We start from the raw sequence: 18,043 nt of genomic DNA on the forward strand, positions 1-18,043 counted from the left end.
TGAACCCGGCACAACTCCTGCAACAGGCCTATCGAAGCCCAGTCACCGCAGGAGCGCCCTTGAACACACCCATCCTCCCCCTGATTCCGCTCTGCACCGCACTGGCCTTGCTCGGCTGCAAGCCGAACGAGCAGCACACGGCGCAAAGTACCCAGCCGCAGCAGGGCGGCACTTTGGTCTATGCCACCGACCGCGAGCCCACCTGCCTGGACCCGCATGTGGCCGGCGACATGCCGCAGGTTTTCATTGCCCAGCAGTACCTCGATTCGCTGGTGTCGATGGACAGCATCGGCCAGATCGGCCCCTGGCTGGCGACAAGCTGGGAGGTTTCGCCAGATGGCCTGCGCTACACCTTCCACCTGCGCCGCGACGTGCAATTTACCGACGGCACACCGTTCAATGCCGAAGCGGTCAAGGCCAACCTCGACCATATGGCCAACCCCAAGACCCAATCCAGTACCGCCGGTGGCTACATCCGCCAGTACCGCGGCACCAAGGTGCTCGACACCTACACGGCCGAAGTCACTCTGGCGACGCCCTATGCGGCTTTCCTCGAAGTGTTGGCCCAGGGCTTTCTCGGCATCCAGTCGCCCACCGCATTGCAACGCAGCCGTGACCAGAACTGCGAAAGCCCGGTTGGCAGCGGGCCGTTCAAGGTGGTGCGCTGGGACCGGCAGAATCAGGTGGAGCTGGTGCGCAACCCGGCCTACAACTGGGCGCCACCTACCGCACGCCACCAAGGCCCGGCGTACCTGGAACGCATCGTCTGGAAGTTCATCCAGGAACCGTCGGTGCGCTTCGCCTCGCTGCAGGCCGGTGAGGTCGATGTGATCGAAGCATTGCCACCAGAGTCGCACGAAGCAGCACGGCGCAACCCGGACGTGGAACTGATCATCGCCCAGCGCCCGGGCAACCCCACCAATGGCACCTTCAACCTGCGCCGCGCACCGTTCGACGACATCCGTGTACGCGAGGCCTTCGTTCGCAGCGCCGATGTCGAGGGTGCACTGAAAAGTGTGTACTTCGGCGAGTTCCCCCGCGCCGGTGGGCCGCTGAGCTTGGCCACGCCGTTCTACAGCGGTGACTTCGAGCGCAGCCAGGACTATGACCCGGCCCGCGCCGCCAGGCTGCTCGACGAGGCTGGCTGGACCGGCCGCGACAGCGAAGGCTACCGCACCAGGAACGGCCAGCGGCTGCGCGCCGTCGTGCTGATCGGTGCGCGCACGCCGCCGTCGGAACTGACCCTGTGGGAGCAGGTACAGGCCACTACCCGGCAGGCCGGCCTGGAGCTGGTGCTGGACCAGATGAGCGATGCCCAGGTCACCGCCCGCCAGGCCGCCTGGGACTATGACATCCGCACCGGCTACTGGAACACCAACACCCCTGACGTGCTGCGCATCATCTTCACCACCGCGTTCGTGCAGCCAGCCGGGGTTGGCGGCTATCACCAGAACTCCTCCGGCTACGCCGACCCGGGCTACGACGCACTGCTCGACAGTGCCCTGGCCACCCAGGACGCGGACCTGCGCCGCCAGCGCTACTTCCAGGCACAGCAACAGGCCGCCGCGCAGTACCTGCAACTCACCACGTACCCACAAAGCACGCGCCTGGGTATCTACAAGACCGCCCATGGCGTGCGACTGGAACCTTCGCTGGCGGTGACCTACCTCTACGACGCATGGGTGAACAAATGACTACGACGACACTCGCAGTGACCGACCCGCGTCGCGAACGCCTTGCCGCCCTGGGCCGGCGCGCCGCCATCCGCCTGGCCGGTGGCGTGCTGGTGCTGTGGGCGGTGGCGACCCTGACCTTCTTCGCACTGCGGCTGATGCCGGGTGACCCGGTGCTGGCGATTCTCGGTGGCCCCAGTGGCAACCCGACGCCGGAAGCGATTGAAGCCGCGCGCGTGGAGTACGGCCTCGACAAGCCGTTGGCCGTGCAGTACGTGTTCTACCTCGGGCGCCTGCTGCAAGGTGACTTGGGGGTGTCCTACTCGCAGCACCTGCCGGTCACCCGTGTGCTGGCGGAGCAGGGCGGGGCGACCTTGGAGCTGACCATCGCCGCCCTGCTGCTGGCCTGGTTGCTGGTGCTGCTGCTGACAGTGGTCACTGCCGGGCGCGGCAGGCTGGTCGGCGGTATCGCCTCGCTGGCGGAAACCCTCAGCGCGGCGCTGCCGCACTTCTGGCTCGGCGTGGTGCTGCTGGCGGTATTCGCCTTCGGCCTGCGCTGGTTCCCGCCGGCCGGTAGCGACAGCTTTGCCAGCCTGATACTTCCGGCGTTTTCCCTGGCGATTCCGTTGGCCGGTTTCATTGCCCAGGTCACCCGGGAGTCGCTGGAACTGACCCTCGATCAACCCTTCGTGCTCACCGCCCGCACACGTGGCCTCAGTGACCTGGCCGTGCGCTTTCGGCACGCCTTGCGCCATGCCTTGCTGCCAGGTGTGTCGCTGTCGGGCTGGGCCATCGGCGCGCTGATCAGTGGTGCGGTGGTGTGCGAGGTGATTTTTTCCCGCAAGGGGGTGGGCCGCCAGCTGTACCAGGCGGTGCAGGCCCAGGACCTGCCGCTGGTGATCGGCATCAGCCTGGTAGTGGCGGCTGGCTATGTGCTGGCGAACATTCTGGTCGACCTGCTGTACCAGTGGATCGACCCTCGGCAGCAGGAGGCTGCAGCATGACAGACCTGACCCATGGCCAAGTGCTCGCGCCATTGCGCCGGCAGCGCCAAGTGAAACTGCCGCCGCTGGGCGCAAGCCTGGCGATCCTGTTCCTGTTCGCATTGCTTCTGGCCGCGTTGGCGCCGGGGCTGTTCACCCGCATTGATCCACTGGCCATCGTGCCGCGAGAGGCTTTCCAGCCACCCAGCTGGGCGCACTGGCTGGGCACCGACCAGTCGGGCCGCGACATCTTCGCGCGGATCATCCACGGCGCCCGCCAGAGCCTGCTGATCGGCCTTGCGGCTACGGCCATTTCCATGGTCATCGCCATCGCCCTCGGCCTGCTCGGTGGCCTTGGCGGCGCACGCGTGGACCGTGCGGTGGGCTGGTTGCTGGAAGTGCTGTTCGCCTTCCCCAGCCTGGTACTGGCGCTGCTGTTCGTGGCGGTGTTCGGCAGCGGCGTCGGCCCGTTGATCGTCGCCACCGGGCTGGGCGGTGCGCCGGGGTACGCGCGCATGGTCCGTGGCCAGGTGCTGGCGGTACGCAACGCCGGCTACATCGAAGCGGCGCGGGCGTTGGGGCACCCGACTTCGCGCATCGTGCTGCGCCAATTGCTGCCCAACGCCATGCGCCCATTGGTGGTGACGCTGACCATGGGCGTTGGCCAGGCCATCGTCTGGGCCTCGGCGCTGAGCTTCCTCGGCCTGGGCGCGCGGCCGCCGGCGCCGGAGTGGGGGACCATGTTGTCCATGGGGCGTGACTTCATCGCCAATGCCTGGTGGCTCACCTTCTTCCCTGGCCTGTTCATCGTCCTCACCACCCTGGCGACCACCGTGACGGGCCGCTACATCCAACAACGCCTGGAGGGGCGCCTGCCATGAGCGACAAGACCTTGATCGTCGAAGGGCTGAACGTGGCCTTTGATGGCGCCAGCGTGGTCCGTGATCTGTCCTTCACCTTGCCGCCTGGCCGTTGCCTGGCCTTGGTCGGCGAGTCTGGCTCGGGCAAGAGCGTCAGTGCCCGCTGCCTGGTCGGGCTGGCCGGAGGGCGAGCGCAGGTGAGTGCCCGTCGCTTGAGTTTCGGCGGCCACGACCTGCTCGACCTCAGCGAGCGCCAGTGGCGCGCCGTGCGTGGCAAGGATATCGGCTTCGTGCTGCAGGATGCGCTGGTGTCGCTGGACCCACTGCGGCCGGTGGGCAAGGAAATTCTCGAAGTGCTGCAGACCCACGGATACGGTGACCGCCACACCCGTACTGCGCGCGTGCATGAGTTGCTCGAGCGGGTAGGCGTGCCGGATGTCGAGCTGCGTGCTCGCCAGCGGCCCGGGCAGTTGTCCGGTGGCCTGCGCCAGCGTGCACTGATTGCCAGTGCCCTGGCCATGGACCCCGCGCTGGTCATCGCCGACGAGCCGACCACCGCGCTGGACGCCACCGTGCAGGCGCAGATTCTTGAAGTGTTCCAGCAGATCAAGGCCCGTGGCGCCTCGCTGCTGATCATCAGCCACGACCTGGCAGTGGTCGCCCAACTGGCCGATGAGGTGGTGGTGCTGCGCCATGGCGAGGTGGTGGAGCAGGGGCCGATGCAGCAGGTGCTGCGCCAGCCGCGTCACGCCTACACCCAGGCCTTGCTGGCGGCAGTACCCGCCGAGCACCCGCGCGGCAGCCGGCTGTCACCCGAGCGGGTTGGCGTGCGCAGTGAGCCGCGGGCACGCTCGCACAGCGACGTTTTGCTCGAAGGCCGTGGCCTGGGCAAGCGCTACCTCGGCCCGGACGGGCTGGTGCGGCAGGTGGTGCAGGGCGTCGACTTCACCCTGCGTGCCGGGCGTACCCTGGGCATTGTCGGCGAGTCCGGCTCGGGCAAGACCACCGTGGCACGCATCACCCTCGGCCTGCTGCAGCCCGATGAGGGCGAAGTGCTTTATCGCGGGCAACCCTGGAACCGCCCGGCCAACGCCGTGAGCGAGGCAGTGCGCAGGCCTTTGCGGCGCGACATCAGCGTGATCTACCAGGACCCGCTGGGCTCGTTCGACCCGCGCTGGAGCGTGGCGCAGATTCTTGATGACGCCTTGCAGGTAGCCGGTATCGAGGCACCAGCCAGGCCCGCACGTATCGCTGTGCTGCTCAACCAGGTGCGTTTGCCGGCAGATCTCGGCCAGCGCAGGCCGTTGCAACTGTCGGGCGGCCAGCGCCAGCGGGTGGCAATCGCCCGGGCGATCGCCAGCGAACCCAAGGTGATCATCTGCGACGAGCCGGTGTCCGCCCTGGACGTGTCGGTGCAGGCCCAGGTGCTCGACCTGCTGGCCGACCTGCAGGACGAACTGGGCCTGGCCTACCTGTTCATCTCCCACGACCTGGGGGTGATCCGCCATGTCAGCGACGACGTGCTGGTGATGCGCCACGGTCAGGTGGTGGAGCAGGCACCGGTCGAGCAGTTGTTCGATAACCCGGCCCACGAATACACCCAGCGCTTGCTCGGCGCGGTGCCGCGCCTGCCCGGCAGCGGCGCCGAACTGGTGGTGCCGCCGCTGGACCTGGAACACGAAGCCTTCGACCTGTTCGACGAAACCCGCCTGTGGAAGATCGCCATTTGAACTGAGACGCCAAGCCCTGCACCGAACTTGTGGGAGCGGGCGTGTCGAGGCGTCGAACCGCCGCGAACACCGGCGGAGCCGGTGCCAGGCACCGTGTTGGATTCTTCGCGGGCACGCCCGCTCCCACACGCGGATCGCTTGCGCACTGAGTTCTCTGCGCGACAGCGCAGTCCAAAGGGCTGGGTAATCTCCCACAGGGATAGCGCCAGCTTCAGGAAATTGGCAAGAGCGCTGCTCCCACAGGGCTCGGGTCGCCTAAACGAAAGATGTACTTAAAGGACTGAACCATGACCACATTTCAACGTTTCCCAACCCAGGCTCCGGCCACCAGCGTCGCGGAGCTGAAAGCCCGCATCGCAGCCCTGCTGCCCGCCATCGGCGCAGGCGCCGCGCAGCGCGAACGCGAACGCCTGTTGCCCCATGAGGCCATTGCCCAGCTTGCGGCAGCCGGGCTGTACACCGTGCGTATCCCCGGTCAGTACGGCGGCCCCGGCGGCACGGTCAGCGATGTGATCGAACTGCTGCTGCAAATCGCCTCGGTCGACTCCAACGTGGCCCAGGCCCTGCGCCCGGGTTTTGCATTTGTCGAAGGCCTGCTGGCTTCACAGGCCGAAGGCGCCGAGCAGGAGCGCGAGCGTTGGTTCGCGCGCTATCTGCAGGGTGCGGTAATCGGCAATGCCGGCTGGGAACTGGGCGGTGCCAACGGCGCCATCGCCGCGCGCCTGGTGCGCGAGGGCGAGCATTTTCGCGCCAATGGCAGCAAGTTCTACAGCACGGGTGCGCTGTTCGCCGATTACGTCAGCGCCGTAGCCCTGGACGAGGACGAGCAGCCGGTTTCGTTCATCCTGCCGCGCGACCGCGAGGGCCTGGAGCTGGTCGACGACTTTGACGCCATGGGCCAGCGCCTGACCGCCAGCGGCACCACTCACTTGCGCAATGTGCGCGTCGAGCCCAGCGATATCCGCACGCGTACCGTGGAGGAGGGCAAGCGCACCATCGTCACGCCGTTCCTGCAGCTGTTCCTTGCCACGGTGTTGGCCGGTATCGCCCGCAATGCGCTGGACGATGCCACCCGCTTCGCCCGCGAGCATGCCCGCCCGATCAAGCACAGCACGGCCAGCCGCTCGGTGGACGACCCCTATGTAGAACTGTCGGTAGGCGATATCGCCGCCCGTGCCTATGGCGCTGAGGCCATGGTCCTCAAGGCCGCTGCAACCATCGACAAGGCCTGGGCCACGCAACTGGATGAAGCCGCCGTGGAGCAGGCTGCGATCGAGGTGGCGCAGACCCAGTACCTGGTCGCCGAGCTGGCACTCAAGGCTGCGCAAACGCTGTTCGACGTTGGCGGTGCCTCCACCACCGGCCGCCAGCACAACCTCGACCGCCACTGGCGCAACGCTCGCACCGTGGCCAATCATAACCCGCGCCAATGGAAGGCGGCGGTGGTCGGTGCCTGGCAGCTCAAGGGCACTCGCCCACCTGTCTCGGGGCTGTTTTGACTGCCCAGCCGGCCTTGCTGGCCGGCCATGTGCAAAGCCCCAAGGTCCCGGTGATCATCGGTGCCGCCTTGTTCATGGAGCTGCTCGACAGCACAGCGGTGATGACCGCCTTGCCGCAGATGGCCGCCGATTTCGGCGAGCCGGGGCTGCGCATGAATCTGGTGGTGTCGCTGTACATGCTTGCCCTGGCCCTGTGCGTGCCGGTCAGCGGTTGGGCTGCCGAGCGCTTTCGCCCGCGCCAGGTCATGTTGTCGGCGATGGGCTTGTTCACCTGCGCGTCGCTGGCCTGCGCCCTGGCCGATACGCTCTGGCAACTGTGCCTGGGGCGCATGCTGCAGGGGGCGGCCGGGGCATTGATGACACCGGTGGGGCAGGTGATCATCCTGCGTTGGTCGAGCCGCGAGCAGCTGCTGCAGGCCATGTCGTGGCTGGCCCTGCCGGCGCTGGTGGGGCCGCTGGTGGGGCCGTTGCTCGGCGGTTTGCTGGTGACGGTGCTGTCGTGGCACTGGATCTTCCTGATCAACCTGCCAATCTGCCTGCTCGGTTGCTGGTTGATCCTGCGCCATGTGCCGGATTATCCGGCACGGCCGGTGCCACCGTTGGACGTGCGTGGCTTGCTGCTCAGCGGCGGGGCCCTGGCCATGCTGGTGTTCGGCCTGGAAGCACTGGGGCTGGGGCAGTTGCCGCAGGCCTGGGCCATGGTGCTGGTGGCCGGTGGAGCAGCCTGTGCGTTGGGGTATCTGCTGCACGCGCGGCGACACCCCAGTCCGTTGGTGGACCTGTCGCTGCTGCGCCTGCGCAGCTTTGGCGTGGCCCAGGCGGGTGGCGGGCTGTTCCGCCTGGGTTCGGCAGCCCAGCCGTTCCTGATCGTGCTGCTGCTGCAGAACTGCCTGGGCTTGAGCCCGTTGGCGGCGGGGGGGCTGGTGGTCAGTGGTGGCGTCGGCGCACTGCTGATGAAGCTGCTGGCAGTGCCATTGGTACGGCGCTACGGCTATCGACGGGTGCTCAGTTGCAATGCCGTGCTCAGTGGTGTGGGGATTGCCCTGTGCGCCAGTTTTGATCGTGATACCGCTGTGTGGCTGATGGCTGCGGTGCTGTTCGCCGCAGGCCTGGTGCGTTCACTGCAGTTCTCGACGTTGGGGGCTGCCAGTTATCAGGACGTGCCCGGTGAGCGTTCGGCGGCGGCCAGTTCGTTGTCGGCGATGTCCGTGCAGTTGACCATGGCCATGTCGGTGAGCCTGGCAGGGGGGCTGTTGGGGATGCTGGCCGGGATGGATGGGCGTAGCGAAACCTCGGTGGCAGATATCGCCACGGTGATGTTGCTGTGCGCTGTCATGTGTGGAATTTCCGGTTTGGTGTTCCGGCGTTTGGCGGACTAGTCATTGGGCGGGGCATGCATCAGTCCATTCCGGGGGTTGTTGGGTGTTGCATAAAAGGTCTCAAGTCGTTCGAAATATGACTTGGACGGTCTTGGTGGGTGGGGCATAGGATTGCAGCCACTGGAGTTCACAACCAACTCCCCCATCAGGAAAACGCACATGAACCTCAAATCCCTTATCGCCAATCCACTGGGCCACGGTGCCGCACCGCTGGGCAACATGTTCCGCAATGTTCCCGAGGCTGAAGTCCAGGCCACCATCGACGCCGCCTGGGCCAACGGTGTGCGCTACTACGATACCGCCCCGTTCTACGGCGCCGGCCTGTCCGAAACTCGCCTGGGCAATGCCCTGGTCGGCCGCCCACGTGACGAGTACGTGCTCAGCACCAAGGTTGGCCGCATCATCCTCGACGAACTGGAAGACCCGGCAGCCCGTGAACTGGGCGAAAAAAGCGGCCTGTTCGAGCACGGCAACCGCAACCGCATCGTCAACGACTACAGCGCCGACGCCACCCTGCGCTCCATCGAGGATAGCCTGCGCCGCCTGAAGACCGACCGCCTGGACATCGTCTGGATTCACGACATCGCCCAGGACTTCTACGGTGACGAATGGCTGAGCCAGTTCGAAACCGCCCGTACCGGTGCCTTCCGCGTACTGACCCGTCTGCGTGAAGAGGGTGTGATCAAGGCCTGGGGCCTGGGTGTGAACCGCGTCGAGCCGATCGAGCTGACCCTCGACCTCGAAGAAGCCCGTCCGGATGGCTTCCTGCTCGCCGGCCGCTACTCGCTGCTGGACCATGACCGCGCACTGCAACGCGTCATGCCGCAAGCGGTGGAGCAGGGGGTAGGCATCGTCGTGGGTGGCCCGTACAGCTCGGGTGTCACCGCCGGTGGCGAGCACTTCGAATACCAGAAGGCCAACGCGACCGTGCTGGCCAAGCTGGAGCGCATCCGCGCCGTGGCCCGTGCTCATGGTGTGGATGTGAAGGCGGCCGCCCTGCAGTTCGCCCTGGCCCACCCGGCCGTGGTCTCGGTGATCCCGGGCTCCACCCGTCCGGCACACGCCAACGAAGACCTCGCCGCCCTGAGCAAGGTGATCCCGATGGCCTTCTGGAATGACCTGCGCCAGCAAGGGCTGATCAACGCCCAGGCCCCGGTACCTGCTATTTAAACCGATCTTGAAGGGCCGCTGCGCGGCCCTGCCTACCCGAATCAATGGGGCCGCGCCCCAGGAGAATCATCATGGCAACTGCACAAGCTTCCATCACCCTGGCAACCGATGCCAACCGCGTTTGGCAACTGATTGGCGGTTTCGACGCGCTGCCCGACTGGCTGCCGTTCATTCCCGAAAGCGCCCTGAGCGAAGGCGGCCGCGTCCGCACCCTGAAGAGCGTGGCTGGCGACACCATCATCGAGCGCCTGCTGGACTTCAACGAAGCCGGCCGCAGCTACAGCTACACCATCCTCACGGGCCCGGCGCCGGTGCGTGACTACCAGTCGACCCTGCGCGTGGTGGCTGAAGGTAGCGGCTCTCGTGTGGAATGGTCCGGTTCGTTCGTGCCGGTGGGTGTCAGCGATGCTGAGGCAACTGCGTTGTTCGCTGGCATCTATGAAGATGGCCTGGCGGCGCTGAAGAAAGGGCTGGAAGGCTAATACCTGTCAGCTAAGTAATTGGGGGCCGCTTTGCGGCCCATCGCCGGCAAGCCAGCTCCCACAGGTACTGCGCAGAACTCAGGAGTAGAGCGATCTCTGTGGGAGCTGGCTTGCCGGCGATGGGCTGCGTAGCAGCCCCGTTAACGCTATCTTCGTTGCTTCAGAAAATGCTACCCATAACTGCGGTTAAAGCCACGCCTTGATTTGCCTGGACACAGCGTCAGTGGAGATCCCGTAACGGTCATGCAAGGTCGGAAGTGCACCCGCATCGAGAAATGCATCCGGTAGCGCGATCTGGCGGAAGGTTGGAGTGACCCCATTGCGCAACAGCACGCCCGCCACGGCCTCTCCCAGGCCGCCTATGATCGAGTGGTTTTCCGCAGTGACCACCAGGCGACCAGGCTTGCGTGCCTCGGCGAGGATGGTCTGCTCATCGAGCGGTTTGATGGTGGGTACATGCAGCACCGATACATCCACACCGTCCTTTTGCAGCTGCTCGGCAGCCTCCAGCGCACGCATGGTCATGAGGCCGCTGGCAATCAACAGCACATCCCGACCACCGCGCAGCACCTGTGCCTTGCCCAGCTGGAACTGGTAATCGTAGCGATCGAGCACCAAGGGTACGTTGCCGCGCAGCAGCCTCATGTAGACCGGCCCTTGATGGGCAGCGATCGCTGGCACAGCCTGTTCGATCTCAAGCGCATCGCAGGGGTCGACGATCATCAGGTTGGGCATCGCCCGGAAGATGGCCAGGTCATCCGTGGCCTGGTGGCTAGGACCATAACCGGTGGTCAGGCCGGGCAGCCCGCAGACGATCTTGACGTTGAGGTTCTCTTCTGCGATTGCCATGCAGATGAAGTCATAGGCCCGACGGGAAGCGAATACCGCATAGGTGGTGGCAAAGGGGGTCATGCCTTCCCGTGCCATGCCAGCAGCGGCGCTCATCAGCAATTGTTCGGCCATGCCCATTTGATAGAAGCGCTCGGGGTGGGCTTTGGCGAAGATGTGCAGGTCGGTGTACTTGGACAGGTCGGCACTTAGCCCAACTATATCCTGACGTTGCTCGGCAAGGCTTGCCAGGGCATGGCCAAACGGGGCAGGGCGGGTCGGCTGGCCGTCGGCGGCAATCGAAGCGATCATGGCCGATGTGGTCAGGCGTTTCTTGGGTGAGTTCACAGTGCTCATGCTTGGCTCCCGGCGTCCAGCGCCTTGAGGGCGAGGTCCCATTCGTTTTCATCGACGCGAATGAAGTGCGTCTTGTCGCGGTTTTCGAGGAAAGGCACGCCTTTGCCCATGCGGGTATCGCATATGATCACGCGCGGTTGCGCCCCGGTGTGGGCGCGGGCCTGGTCGAAGGCGCCGACCAGCGCATCCAGGTCATTGCCGTCCACGCGTTGAACGAACCAGCCAAAGGCTTGCCAACGGTCGACGATTGGCTCGAAGGCCAGTACCTCGCTGGAATGGCCATCTGCCTGCTGGTTATTCACATCGATGATGGCGATCAGGTTGTCCAGGCGCCAATGGCTGGCCGACATGGCGGCCTCCCAGGTCGAGCCCTCGTTGAGCTCGCCATCGGACAGCAGGTTGTAGACCCAGCTGTCCGAACCCTTGCGTTTGAGCCCGAGGCAAGCGCCGACGGCGATGCCCAAGCCGTGGCCGAGCGAGCCACCGGTGATCTCCATGCCTGGGGTATAGGCAGCCATACCAGACATGGGCAAGCGGCTGTCGTCGCTACCGTAGGTTTCAAGCTCCTCCTCGGGGATTACGCCGGCCTCGATCAGTGCGGCATAGAGGGCGATCGCGTAGTGCCCGATGGACAGATAGAAGCGGTCGCGCTGCTCCCATTCGGGGTTGCCGGGGTCGAGGCGCAGCGCATGGAAATACGCGACCGCCAGCAGGTCGGCGGCGCCCAGCGCCTGGCCGACATAGCCCTGGCCCTGGACTTGCCCCATGCGCAATGCGTGGCGGCGAATATTGCGAGCGCGCACAGCCAGCGGCAGCGCCTCGGTGTAGGTAGGCACAGCAGTCATTGAAGTGACTCCTTTATCGAATCAACGATTGACCAGATGAGCCGGTACTCGCGACACCAGGAAGGCGCCAAACATGAGTACGGCCGTGATGAGATACATGCCGATGGCATTGCTGCCCAAGGTGGTAGTGACCCAGCCGATCAGGTACGGCGAGCAGAAGCCGGCAAGGTTGGCGAAACTGTTCACCGCCGCGATGCCTGCCGCCGCCGATACACCTCCCAGCAGCGTGGTGGGCAGCATCCAGAACAGTGAAGAGGCGGATAGCACTCCAGCTGCTGCGAGGCACAGGCTGAGGATCGACAGCGTCAGGCTGCTTCCCAGTGCTGCGGCGAGGCTCAGGCCCAGTGCGCCGATCAGCATGGGGATCGCCAGATGCCAGCGGCGTTCACGGTGACGGTCGCCGCTGCGCCCGGCCCACAGCATCGCGACGATGGCACACAGGTACGGCAGGCTGGTCAGCAGGCCGATGTGCAAAGGTTCGCTGACGCCGGCATTACGTACCAGTGTGGGTAGCCAGAACGTGATTGCGTACTGGCCCATCACTACGCAGAAGTAGATGCCCGCCAGCAACCAGAGCCGACGGTCGCGGATGAAGTCGGCCACCGAGCCGTGGTTTACCTTGTGTTGCTCGTCTTCAGCCAGTTCCTTGCGCACCAGGCCTTTTTCTTCGTCGCTCAACCAGTGAGCCTGATCGACGCCATCCTTCAGGTAGCTCAGCACCAGAACGCCCACCAGTACCGTTGGGATGGCTTCGAGCAGGAACATCCACTGCCAGCCCGCCCAGCCGTGAACGCCGGCAAAGCGCTCCATGATCCAACCCGACAAGGGGCCACCGACCATGCCCGAGAGCGGAATCGCGATGAACCACAGCGCGGTCATCTTTGCCCGGCGGTAAGACGGGAACCAATAGGTCAGGTACAGCAGAAGCCCTGGTGCCAGGCCTGCTTCGGCGATCCCCAGCAAAAACCGCAGGGTATAGAATTGCCAGGCTGTCTCCACCAGGGCGAACATCGCCGAGATGATGCCCCAGGTGATCATGATGCGAGCGATCCAGCGTCGAGCGCCCACTTTGTGCAGAATGATGTTGCTGGGCACCTCGCAGAGAAAATAGCCAATGAAGAACATGCCGGCGCCCAGTCCGTAGACCGCTTCGGAAAGGGCCAGGTCGTCCATCATCTGCAGCTTCGCAAAGCCGACATTGACCCTGTCCAGATAGGCGCACAGGTAGCAGAGCATGAGAAAAGGCATCAGTCGCCAGGCCGTTTTACGGTAGGCACTGCTGCGCGCGGCGGATACCGCATCGAGCGCTAATGTGGTCATTCGTTCTGATCTCTTGTTGTTATCGAACGCGTGGCCTGCGCCGGGCTCGGGTGCAGGTCACGATGCACCGGGTGCTCAGTGGATCAGCATCCCGCCGTTGACATCCAGGGTAATGCCCGTCATGTAGCTGGACAGGTCACTGGCCAGGAACAAAGCTGCATTGGCGACATCGCGCGCCTCACCCAGGCGGCCCAGCGGGATGCCTTCGATGATGGCGTGACGGCGCTCATCCTGCATGAGGCCACCGGTGATGTCAGTGTGAATCAGGCCTGGTGTGATCGAGTTGACGCGAATATTGTCCGGTCCCAGTTCACGGGCCATCGCCTTGCCCAATCCAAGCACGCCAGCCTTCGCCGCGCTGTAGTGAGGGCCACCGAAGATGCCGCCACCACGCTGGGCAGACACAGAAGACATGCAGATGATGCTGCCAGCGCGTTGCGCCCGCATGGTTGGGATCACCGCCTGGGACATCAGCAAGGTGCCACGAAGGTTCACGTTGAGAATCCGGTCATAGTCAGCCCCTGTGATTTCCAGGGTTTTCACCGGTTGAGTGATGCCGGCGTTGTTTACCAGCACGTCGATCCGGCCGAATTGCGCGAGCACTTGAGCGATGGCATCACGCACTTGTGCTTCATCGGCAACGTTGGCAGCCACGCCGAGGTGGCCTTCGCCCAGTGAAGCGGCAGCCTCGGTTGCGGCAGAGGCGTCCAGGTCCAGGATCGCGACTTTGGCGCCCTGAGCGGCAAACGCCTGGGCTGTTGCGCGGCCGATGCCGCGGGCAGAGGCCGCGCCAGTGATCACGGCAAATTTTCCTGTTAACAGCATCGAAGGTGCTCCAGATGGTTGTTGTTGTGAGCGGCGGTTCCGGCAGAACCGATAGGCACAGCTTCGTCCGGGACAGCACCCCGAGCAACGCTGCCTCTTTCACCCGGTGCTGAAAAAAATTCAGCCCTCGACTTGTGCCTGGGGCTTACAGGAAGGTAAAAGCCTTGGTATCGCTTCGAATCTGTCAGGAAATGGTCATGAGCCTGGACATCCTCAGAAAATCGCCTCAGATCCCTTCCCTGAAAGCAATTCAGGCCTTCGAGCAAGTCGCTCGCTTCGGCAACGTTGCACGGGCCGCAGAGCAGTTGAACCTCACGCCCTCTGCGGTGAGCCACCAGATCGCTAATCTGGAAGCCTTGATCGGTCGTCCATTGTTCATTCGCGAGGCGCGCGGTGTTGCATTGACCCCGGCCGGAGAGCAGTACCTGCGCGAGGTGTCAGGCATATTGCAAAGCCTGGCTACGGCCACCGAGCGCGCCGGCAACTCGGTGGGCTTCGATTGCTTGCGGCTTCATTCCGCGCCTAGCTTTGGCCTGCTCTGGTTGCTGCCGCGCCTGGACCATTTTCGGAACAGTCATCCGCAGATCCAGATCAACCTGTCGTGCTCCTACGAGTCGCTGCACTTCGGCCGCCATCAGATCGATCTGGATATCCGCCATGGCTACCCCAACTGGCCCAGCCTGGAAGTGCGCACCATCCGGCATGAGCGTGCAACTGTGCTGGCCTCGCCACAGCTTCTCGAGCGTACGCCTATCAAGCAGCCGGGCGATTTGCTGGGGCAGAACCTGATCCTGTCGGAAGCCGCATTGGTGCAATGGCCCCAATGGTTCGCCCAGCAAGGCGTGGCGTTGCCACAAACCCCCTACGCCCTGAGCTTCGATCGCTCCTACATGAGCCTGGAGGCCGCCAGCCATGGGTATGGGTTGGCCTTGGAGAGTTCCCTGCTGGCGCAGGACTATATCGCCCGGGGCGAGTTGGTACCGGTATTTGCGGAAGACTTGGCGACGCCCGTCAGTGCCCACCACCTGGTATTTCCGCGAGGCCATGCTGAAACCCCCAGGGTTCGACAATTCCTTGAATGGGTGCAGGGCCAGCTCGGTCATGATTTCAACTACTGAGAGCAGTTTGCACAACAGATGAACTGCGGTAGGGGCCGGCTATCAAGTCAGCAGAAGGCTGGATAGCACCAGAACTCAACGGTAATAAGTGACAAGGGAAAAGCCCTACAACTCTATCGGAAGTAACAAACGAGCCATCCGCGGTGAAAACGATAACGGTGTAGCGCAGGTGTTGATCAGGCCCAGAAACCAAACAGCACCAACGCCGCCACGCCAAGCCCGACCGCAACCGAACAGCCGCCCAACGACAGTGCCGCCCGACCTTGCCGGTACCAACCATCCTGGCCCAGCTGCCGTGCCGGTGCCAGCAGGCTGCGCCAGTGCAGTTCCGTGTCATGAAACGCCTGCAAGTTCGCCATGTCCGCATCCAGCCAACGGCGAAAATCGATCCGCTCGCACGCCGTCACCTGTGGGCTCTGCAAGCGCACATACCATTGCCCGGCAACACTCGCCAGCACATCCCGGCGCGAGCGACCGGCCTGCAGTGCCTGGTCCATGTGCCGCTCGATGCTCGCCAATGGCAGGTCGAGGCGGGCGGCGATGCTGGCGAAGTCCAGTTGGTCGAGGCGGTTGAGCAGGAATACTTGTTGCACACGCCGTGGCAGGCGTTTCAGGGCGTGCAGCAAGGCGTCGTCGGCATGATGTTCGGCAGCAGGGGTTGGGTGCTCAAGGGGCAGCAGCAGACGGGTCATGGACAGCTCCTTGCTCTATGGAGGGGGAGGGATGGGGGCATCTTCCGTGATGCGTGATCAGCGTAGGTGAAACGAGATTGATTCTCAAGTGCTGATTCCGCAAAGTTTTGTAATGAGCGTTCACGCCCTGAAACACCTTTGCTATCATGCGCGCCATCACGATCTTCATTAGCCTGAAGAGCCAAAAAAAAGACCCAGCAAAAAGCTGGGTCAAAAACCGTGATTAGCCTGATGAGGAGATAATCTGAGAGCGACCTAAGCTCCAGGTTATCCAGCAGATCTCGCGATCAGCTGAGTGCAATAATAATCGTTATCATTTGCCAGTCAAATGAATTTTCGCTAATCCGGTAAAAAGTTTACCGGTGCGCTTCCTTGTCCCGGCAATCGGGGCCTTCGCCGTTACCCGGCCATCACGTTCTCTCCCTTCTTTCTTGTTTACAAACCCGATTCCACGGTGCGTTTGTGCTCGAGCAGTGCGCGCGCCATGTCCATCATGTGCATCAGGGCAAAGGTCAGTTCGCGCTGGCTGCCGTGCTGGTGGGTGGCGGTTTCCTGCGCGGTGGCGGCGGCGCAGCGCAGCAGGGCGATGGCGTGTTCCTGGGCCTGGTCGCCGGTTACACCCTCGTGCAGGGTCCAGATCCTGTTGTCCAGGGTGGGGCGCGGCGGGTTGGGGTTGAGGTAGTAGTCGAGGGCGCGGCGGGCGGCTTCGCTGTCGAGATCTGTTTCGTCGTTTTTCGGTGGTTTCATCCTGATACCTGCTAACACCAGTAGGGAAAGGGTTCAGGTCGATACTAATACCTAAAGTATTTTTGTGCTTTCCGATAAATAATACTGAATGTTTATTGAGCGCTAGAAGGCAGTCCGTATCGTGCCAGCGATGAATATGGATAAATGGATTGCCCTCGTCCGTGACCGGATGGAGGAGCTAGGGCTTACTCAAGAGCAGCTTGCCGAGCGCGTTGGCGTGTCTCAAGGCAGCGTGGGGCATTGGGTGAACAAGCGGCGTCAGCCGAAGATCGAGTCGATGAATCGCACATTCGTCGAGATTGGCATGCCCCATTACAACGTCAGCCTACAGTTGCGCATTGTTGGTCAGGTTGGCGAGGAGCGTGGCATTTACGAGGTCGATGACTCCGATGATGACCTGGACCTCATGCAATACATCGTGTGCTTCCGCTACCCGGTGCTGGGCTGGGATGAGCTAGGTATCGCAGATGGGGCGGAGCCAGGTGTGTTCGAGCAGACGGACTATCTGGCCCAAGGCAAGGCGTTCTGGCTGACTGTCGAGAATGATGCGATGAGTGCCGCCAGTGGCCGCAGTGTGCCGCAGGGCATGCGGATGTTGGTGGACCCTGGGGTAGATGCCGAGCCAGGGCGTCTGGTTATCGCTCGTCAGCCGGGCAAACCGGCGATTTTCCGTGAGCTGGCGGAGGAAGGTGGGCAACGGTACCTGAAGGCACTCAACAGCAACTACCCGGCGCTGCTGTGTGAGGATGGTTGCGAGTTTCTGGGGGTGGTCGTGCGAGTGCATGGCTCCTTCTAGATTGCCGGGGCTGCTGCGCAGCCCTTTCGCGACACAAGGCCGCTCCTACAGGGATGGCGCAAGTCTTGGAGCCGCAGTATCCGCTCATGGAAAACTGGATCGCATTTCTCAAGCGCTACAAGCGTGAACACAACCTCAGCCAGCTCAAGCTGGCCGAACGCCTGGGGATGACACCGGGCGGCGTAGGGCATTGGTTGCGCGGTACACGGCGGCCGACACTGGAGACCATCAACGAAAAGCTCGAGAAGCTTGGGTTGGTGTCTCTTGAGGCCCAAGTCATGGTGGTCGAGCGTGGCATTGCGTCTGAAGCCTCAGGGGGTAGTGCGAGCTATCGTTTCCCCGTGCTGAGCTGGGCCGATTTGCAGGGGCCTTTGCCTGAGGCGAGCAAATCCCATGAACAGACGGACTATATGCCCGCCGGCAATGCCTTCTGGCTGATGGTGGAAAACGACTCGATGAATGCCGCCAATGGCAGGAGCGTGCCTGTGGGTATGCGTGTGCTGGTGGATACTGGCCTTCCGGCAGAGCCCGGTCGGTTGGTGATTGCGCGGCAGCCCGGGCGGCCGGCAGTGTTGCGGCAGTTGGTCGAGGAGGGCGGAGACAGGATGCTCAATCCGCTGAATACGCGCTATCCGACAGTCCTGTGTGAGGAAGGCTGCGAGTTTTTGGGTGTGGTCGTGCGAGTGCATGGCTCCTTCTAGATTGCCGGGGCTGCTGCGCAGCCCTTTCGCGACACAAG

Annotated in this window: 17 protein-coding genes; 11 read left to right on the top strand and 6 right to left on the bottom strand. The window is 63.7% G+C overall.

Annotated elements, in window-relative coordinates; translation table 11 throughout:
- Positions 1-59: 59 nt before the first annotated feature.
- From CAG00_RS15205 to CAG00_RS15240, 8 genes are all read left to right on the top strand, one after another.
- Positions 60-1,694, top strand: a complete 1,635-nt coding sequence (locus CAG00_RS15205; RefSeq protein ID WP_085664637.1) for an ABC transporter substrate-binding protein — start codon at positions 60-62, stop codon at positions 1,692-1,694.
- A complete protein-coding gene (locus CAG00_RS15210) occupies positions 1,691-2,677 on the top strand; it encodes an ABC transporter permease (protein WP_084785341.1) in 987 nt (328 codons plus the stop codon). Before CAG00_RS15205 ends, CAG00_RS15210 begins: the two co-directional genes overlap by 4 nt.
- On the top strand, positions 2,674-3,537 hold the full coding sequence (locus CAG00_RS15215) for an ABC transporter permease (protein ID WP_085614380.1): 864 nt from the start codon (positions 2,674-2,676) through the stop codon (positions 3,535-3,537). Before CAG00_RS15210 ends, CAG00_RS15215 begins: the two co-directional genes overlap by 4 nt.
- Positions 3,534-5,246: an ABC transporter ATP-binding protein gene (locus CAG00_RS15220; protein WP_085664638.1), complete on the top strand. Its 1,713-nt coding sequence runs from the start codon at positions 3,534-3,536 to the stop codon at positions 5,244-5,246. The genes CAG00_RS15215 and CAG00_RS15220 overlap by 4 nt, the downstream gene beginning before the upstream one ends.
- A gap of 287 nt (positions 5,247-5,533) precedes the next feature.
- Positions 5,534-6,745 (top strand): acyl-CoA dehydrogenase family protein, encoded by a 1,212-nt coding sequence (locus CAG00_RS15225; RefSeq protein WP_085664639.1) that lies wholly within the window; start codon positions 5,534-5,536, stop codon positions 6,743-6,745.
- Positions 6,742-8,124, top strand: a complete 1,383-nt coding sequence (locus tag CAG00_RS15230) for an MFS transporter (protein WP_085664640.1) — start codon at positions 6,742-6,744, stop codon at positions 8,122-8,124. Before CAG00_RS15225 ends, CAG00_RS15230 begins: the two co-directional genes overlap by 4 nt.
- 159 nt (positions 8,125-8,283) lie before the next feature.
- The gene (locus CAG00_RS15235; protein WP_085664641.1) at positions 8,284-9,294 is read left to right on the top strand and encodes an aldo/keto reductase; all 1,011 of its coding nucleotides are present in this window, start codon (positions 8,284-8,286) and stop codon (positions 9,292-9,294) included.
- Positions 9,295-9,365: 71 nt separating this feature from the next.
- Positions 9,366-9,776, top strand: coding sequence for an SRPBCC family protein (locus CAG00_RS15240; protein ID WP_075045688.1), 411 nt, complete (start codon positions 9,366-9,368; stop codon positions 9,774-9,776).
- A 186-nt stretch (positions 9,777-9,962) separates the two neighbouring features.
- Here CAG00_RS15240 and CAG00_RS15245 read toward each other — a convergent pair whose 3' ends face one another.
- From CAG00_RS15245 to CAG00_RS15260, 4 genes are all read right to left on the bottom strand, one after another.
- Positions 9,963-10,961: a transketolase family protein gene (locus CAG00_RS15245; RefSeq protein WP_015271019.1), complete on the bottom strand. Its 999-nt coding sequence runs from the start codon at positions 10,959-10,961 to the stop codon at positions 9,963-9,965.
- Positions 10,958-11,806 (bottom strand): transketolase, encoded by an 849-nt coding sequence (locus CAG00_RS15250; protein ID WP_085664642.1) that lies wholly within the window; start codon positions 11,804-11,806, stop codon positions 10,958-10,960. Before CAG00_RS15250 ends, CAG00_RS15245 begins: the two co-directional genes overlap by 4 nt.
- Before the next feature lie 21 nt (positions 11,807-11,827).
- The gene (locus CAG00_RS15255) at positions 11,828-13,126 is read right to left on the bottom strand and encodes an MFS transporter (RefSeq protein ID WP_085664643.1); all 1,299 of its coding nucleotides are present in this window, start codon (positions 13,124-13,126) and stop codon (positions 11,828-11,830) included.
- A gap of 75 nt (positions 13,127-13,201) precedes the next feature.
- On the bottom strand, positions 13,202-13,951 hold the full coding sequence (locus CAG00_RS15260) for an SDR family NAD(P)-dependent oxidoreductase (protein WP_085664644.1): 750 nt from the start codon (positions 13,949-13,951) through the stop codon (positions 13,202-13,204).
- A gap of 197 nt (positions 13,952-14,148) precedes the next feature.
- On the opposite strand from CAG00_RS15260, the gene CAG00_RS15265 reads away from it, so the two are divergent.
- Entirely contained in the window at positions 14,149-15,069 is a 921-nt protein-coding gene (locus CAG00_RS15265) for a LysR substrate-binding domain-containing protein (protein ID WP_025339857.1), read from the top strand.
- A gap of 176 nt (positions 15,070-15,245) precedes the next feature.
- Here the strand turns inward: CAG00_RS15265 and CAG00_RS15270 are convergent, their stop codons facing one another.
- Complete coding sequence (locus CAG00_RS15270; RefSeq protein ID WP_085664645.1) at positions 15,246-15,761, bottom strand: DUF4880 domain-containing protein; 516 nt, start codon at positions 15,759-15,761, stop codon at positions 15,246-15,248.
- A gap of 435 nt (positions 15,762-16,196) precedes the next feature.
- A complete protein-coding gene (locus tag CAG00_RS15275; RefSeq protein WP_025339827.1) occupies positions 16,197-16,508 on the bottom strand; it encodes a DUF6124 family protein in 312 nt (103 codons plus the stop codon).
- Positions 16,509-16,638: 130 nt separating this feature from the next.
- Between CAG00_RS15275 and CAG00_RS15280 the strand changes: the two genes are divergently transcribed.
- Together CAG00_RS15280 and CAG00_RS15285 are read left to right on the top strand one after the other, a co-directional pair.
- A complete protein-coding gene (locus CAG00_RS15280; RefSeq protein ID WP_054572480.1) occupies positions 16,639-17,304 on the top strand; it encodes a S24 family peptidase in 666 nt (221 codons plus the stop codon).
- A gap of 86 nt (positions 17,305-17,390) precedes the next feature.
- Positions 17,391-18,005 (top strand): LexA family transcriptional regulator, encoded by a 615-nt coding sequence (locus CAG00_RS15285; RefSeq protein ID WP_085664742.1) that lies wholly within the window; start codon positions 17,391-17,393, stop codon positions 18,003-18,005.
- The last annotated feature ends 38 nt before the right edge of the window (positions 18,006-18,043 follow it).

Source organism: Pseudomonas sp. B5(2017), from assembly GCF_002112825.1.
Lineage (GTDB): Bacteria > Pseudomonadota > Gammaproteobacteria > Pseudomonadales > Pseudomonadaceae > Aquipseudomonas > Aquipseudomonas putida_Z.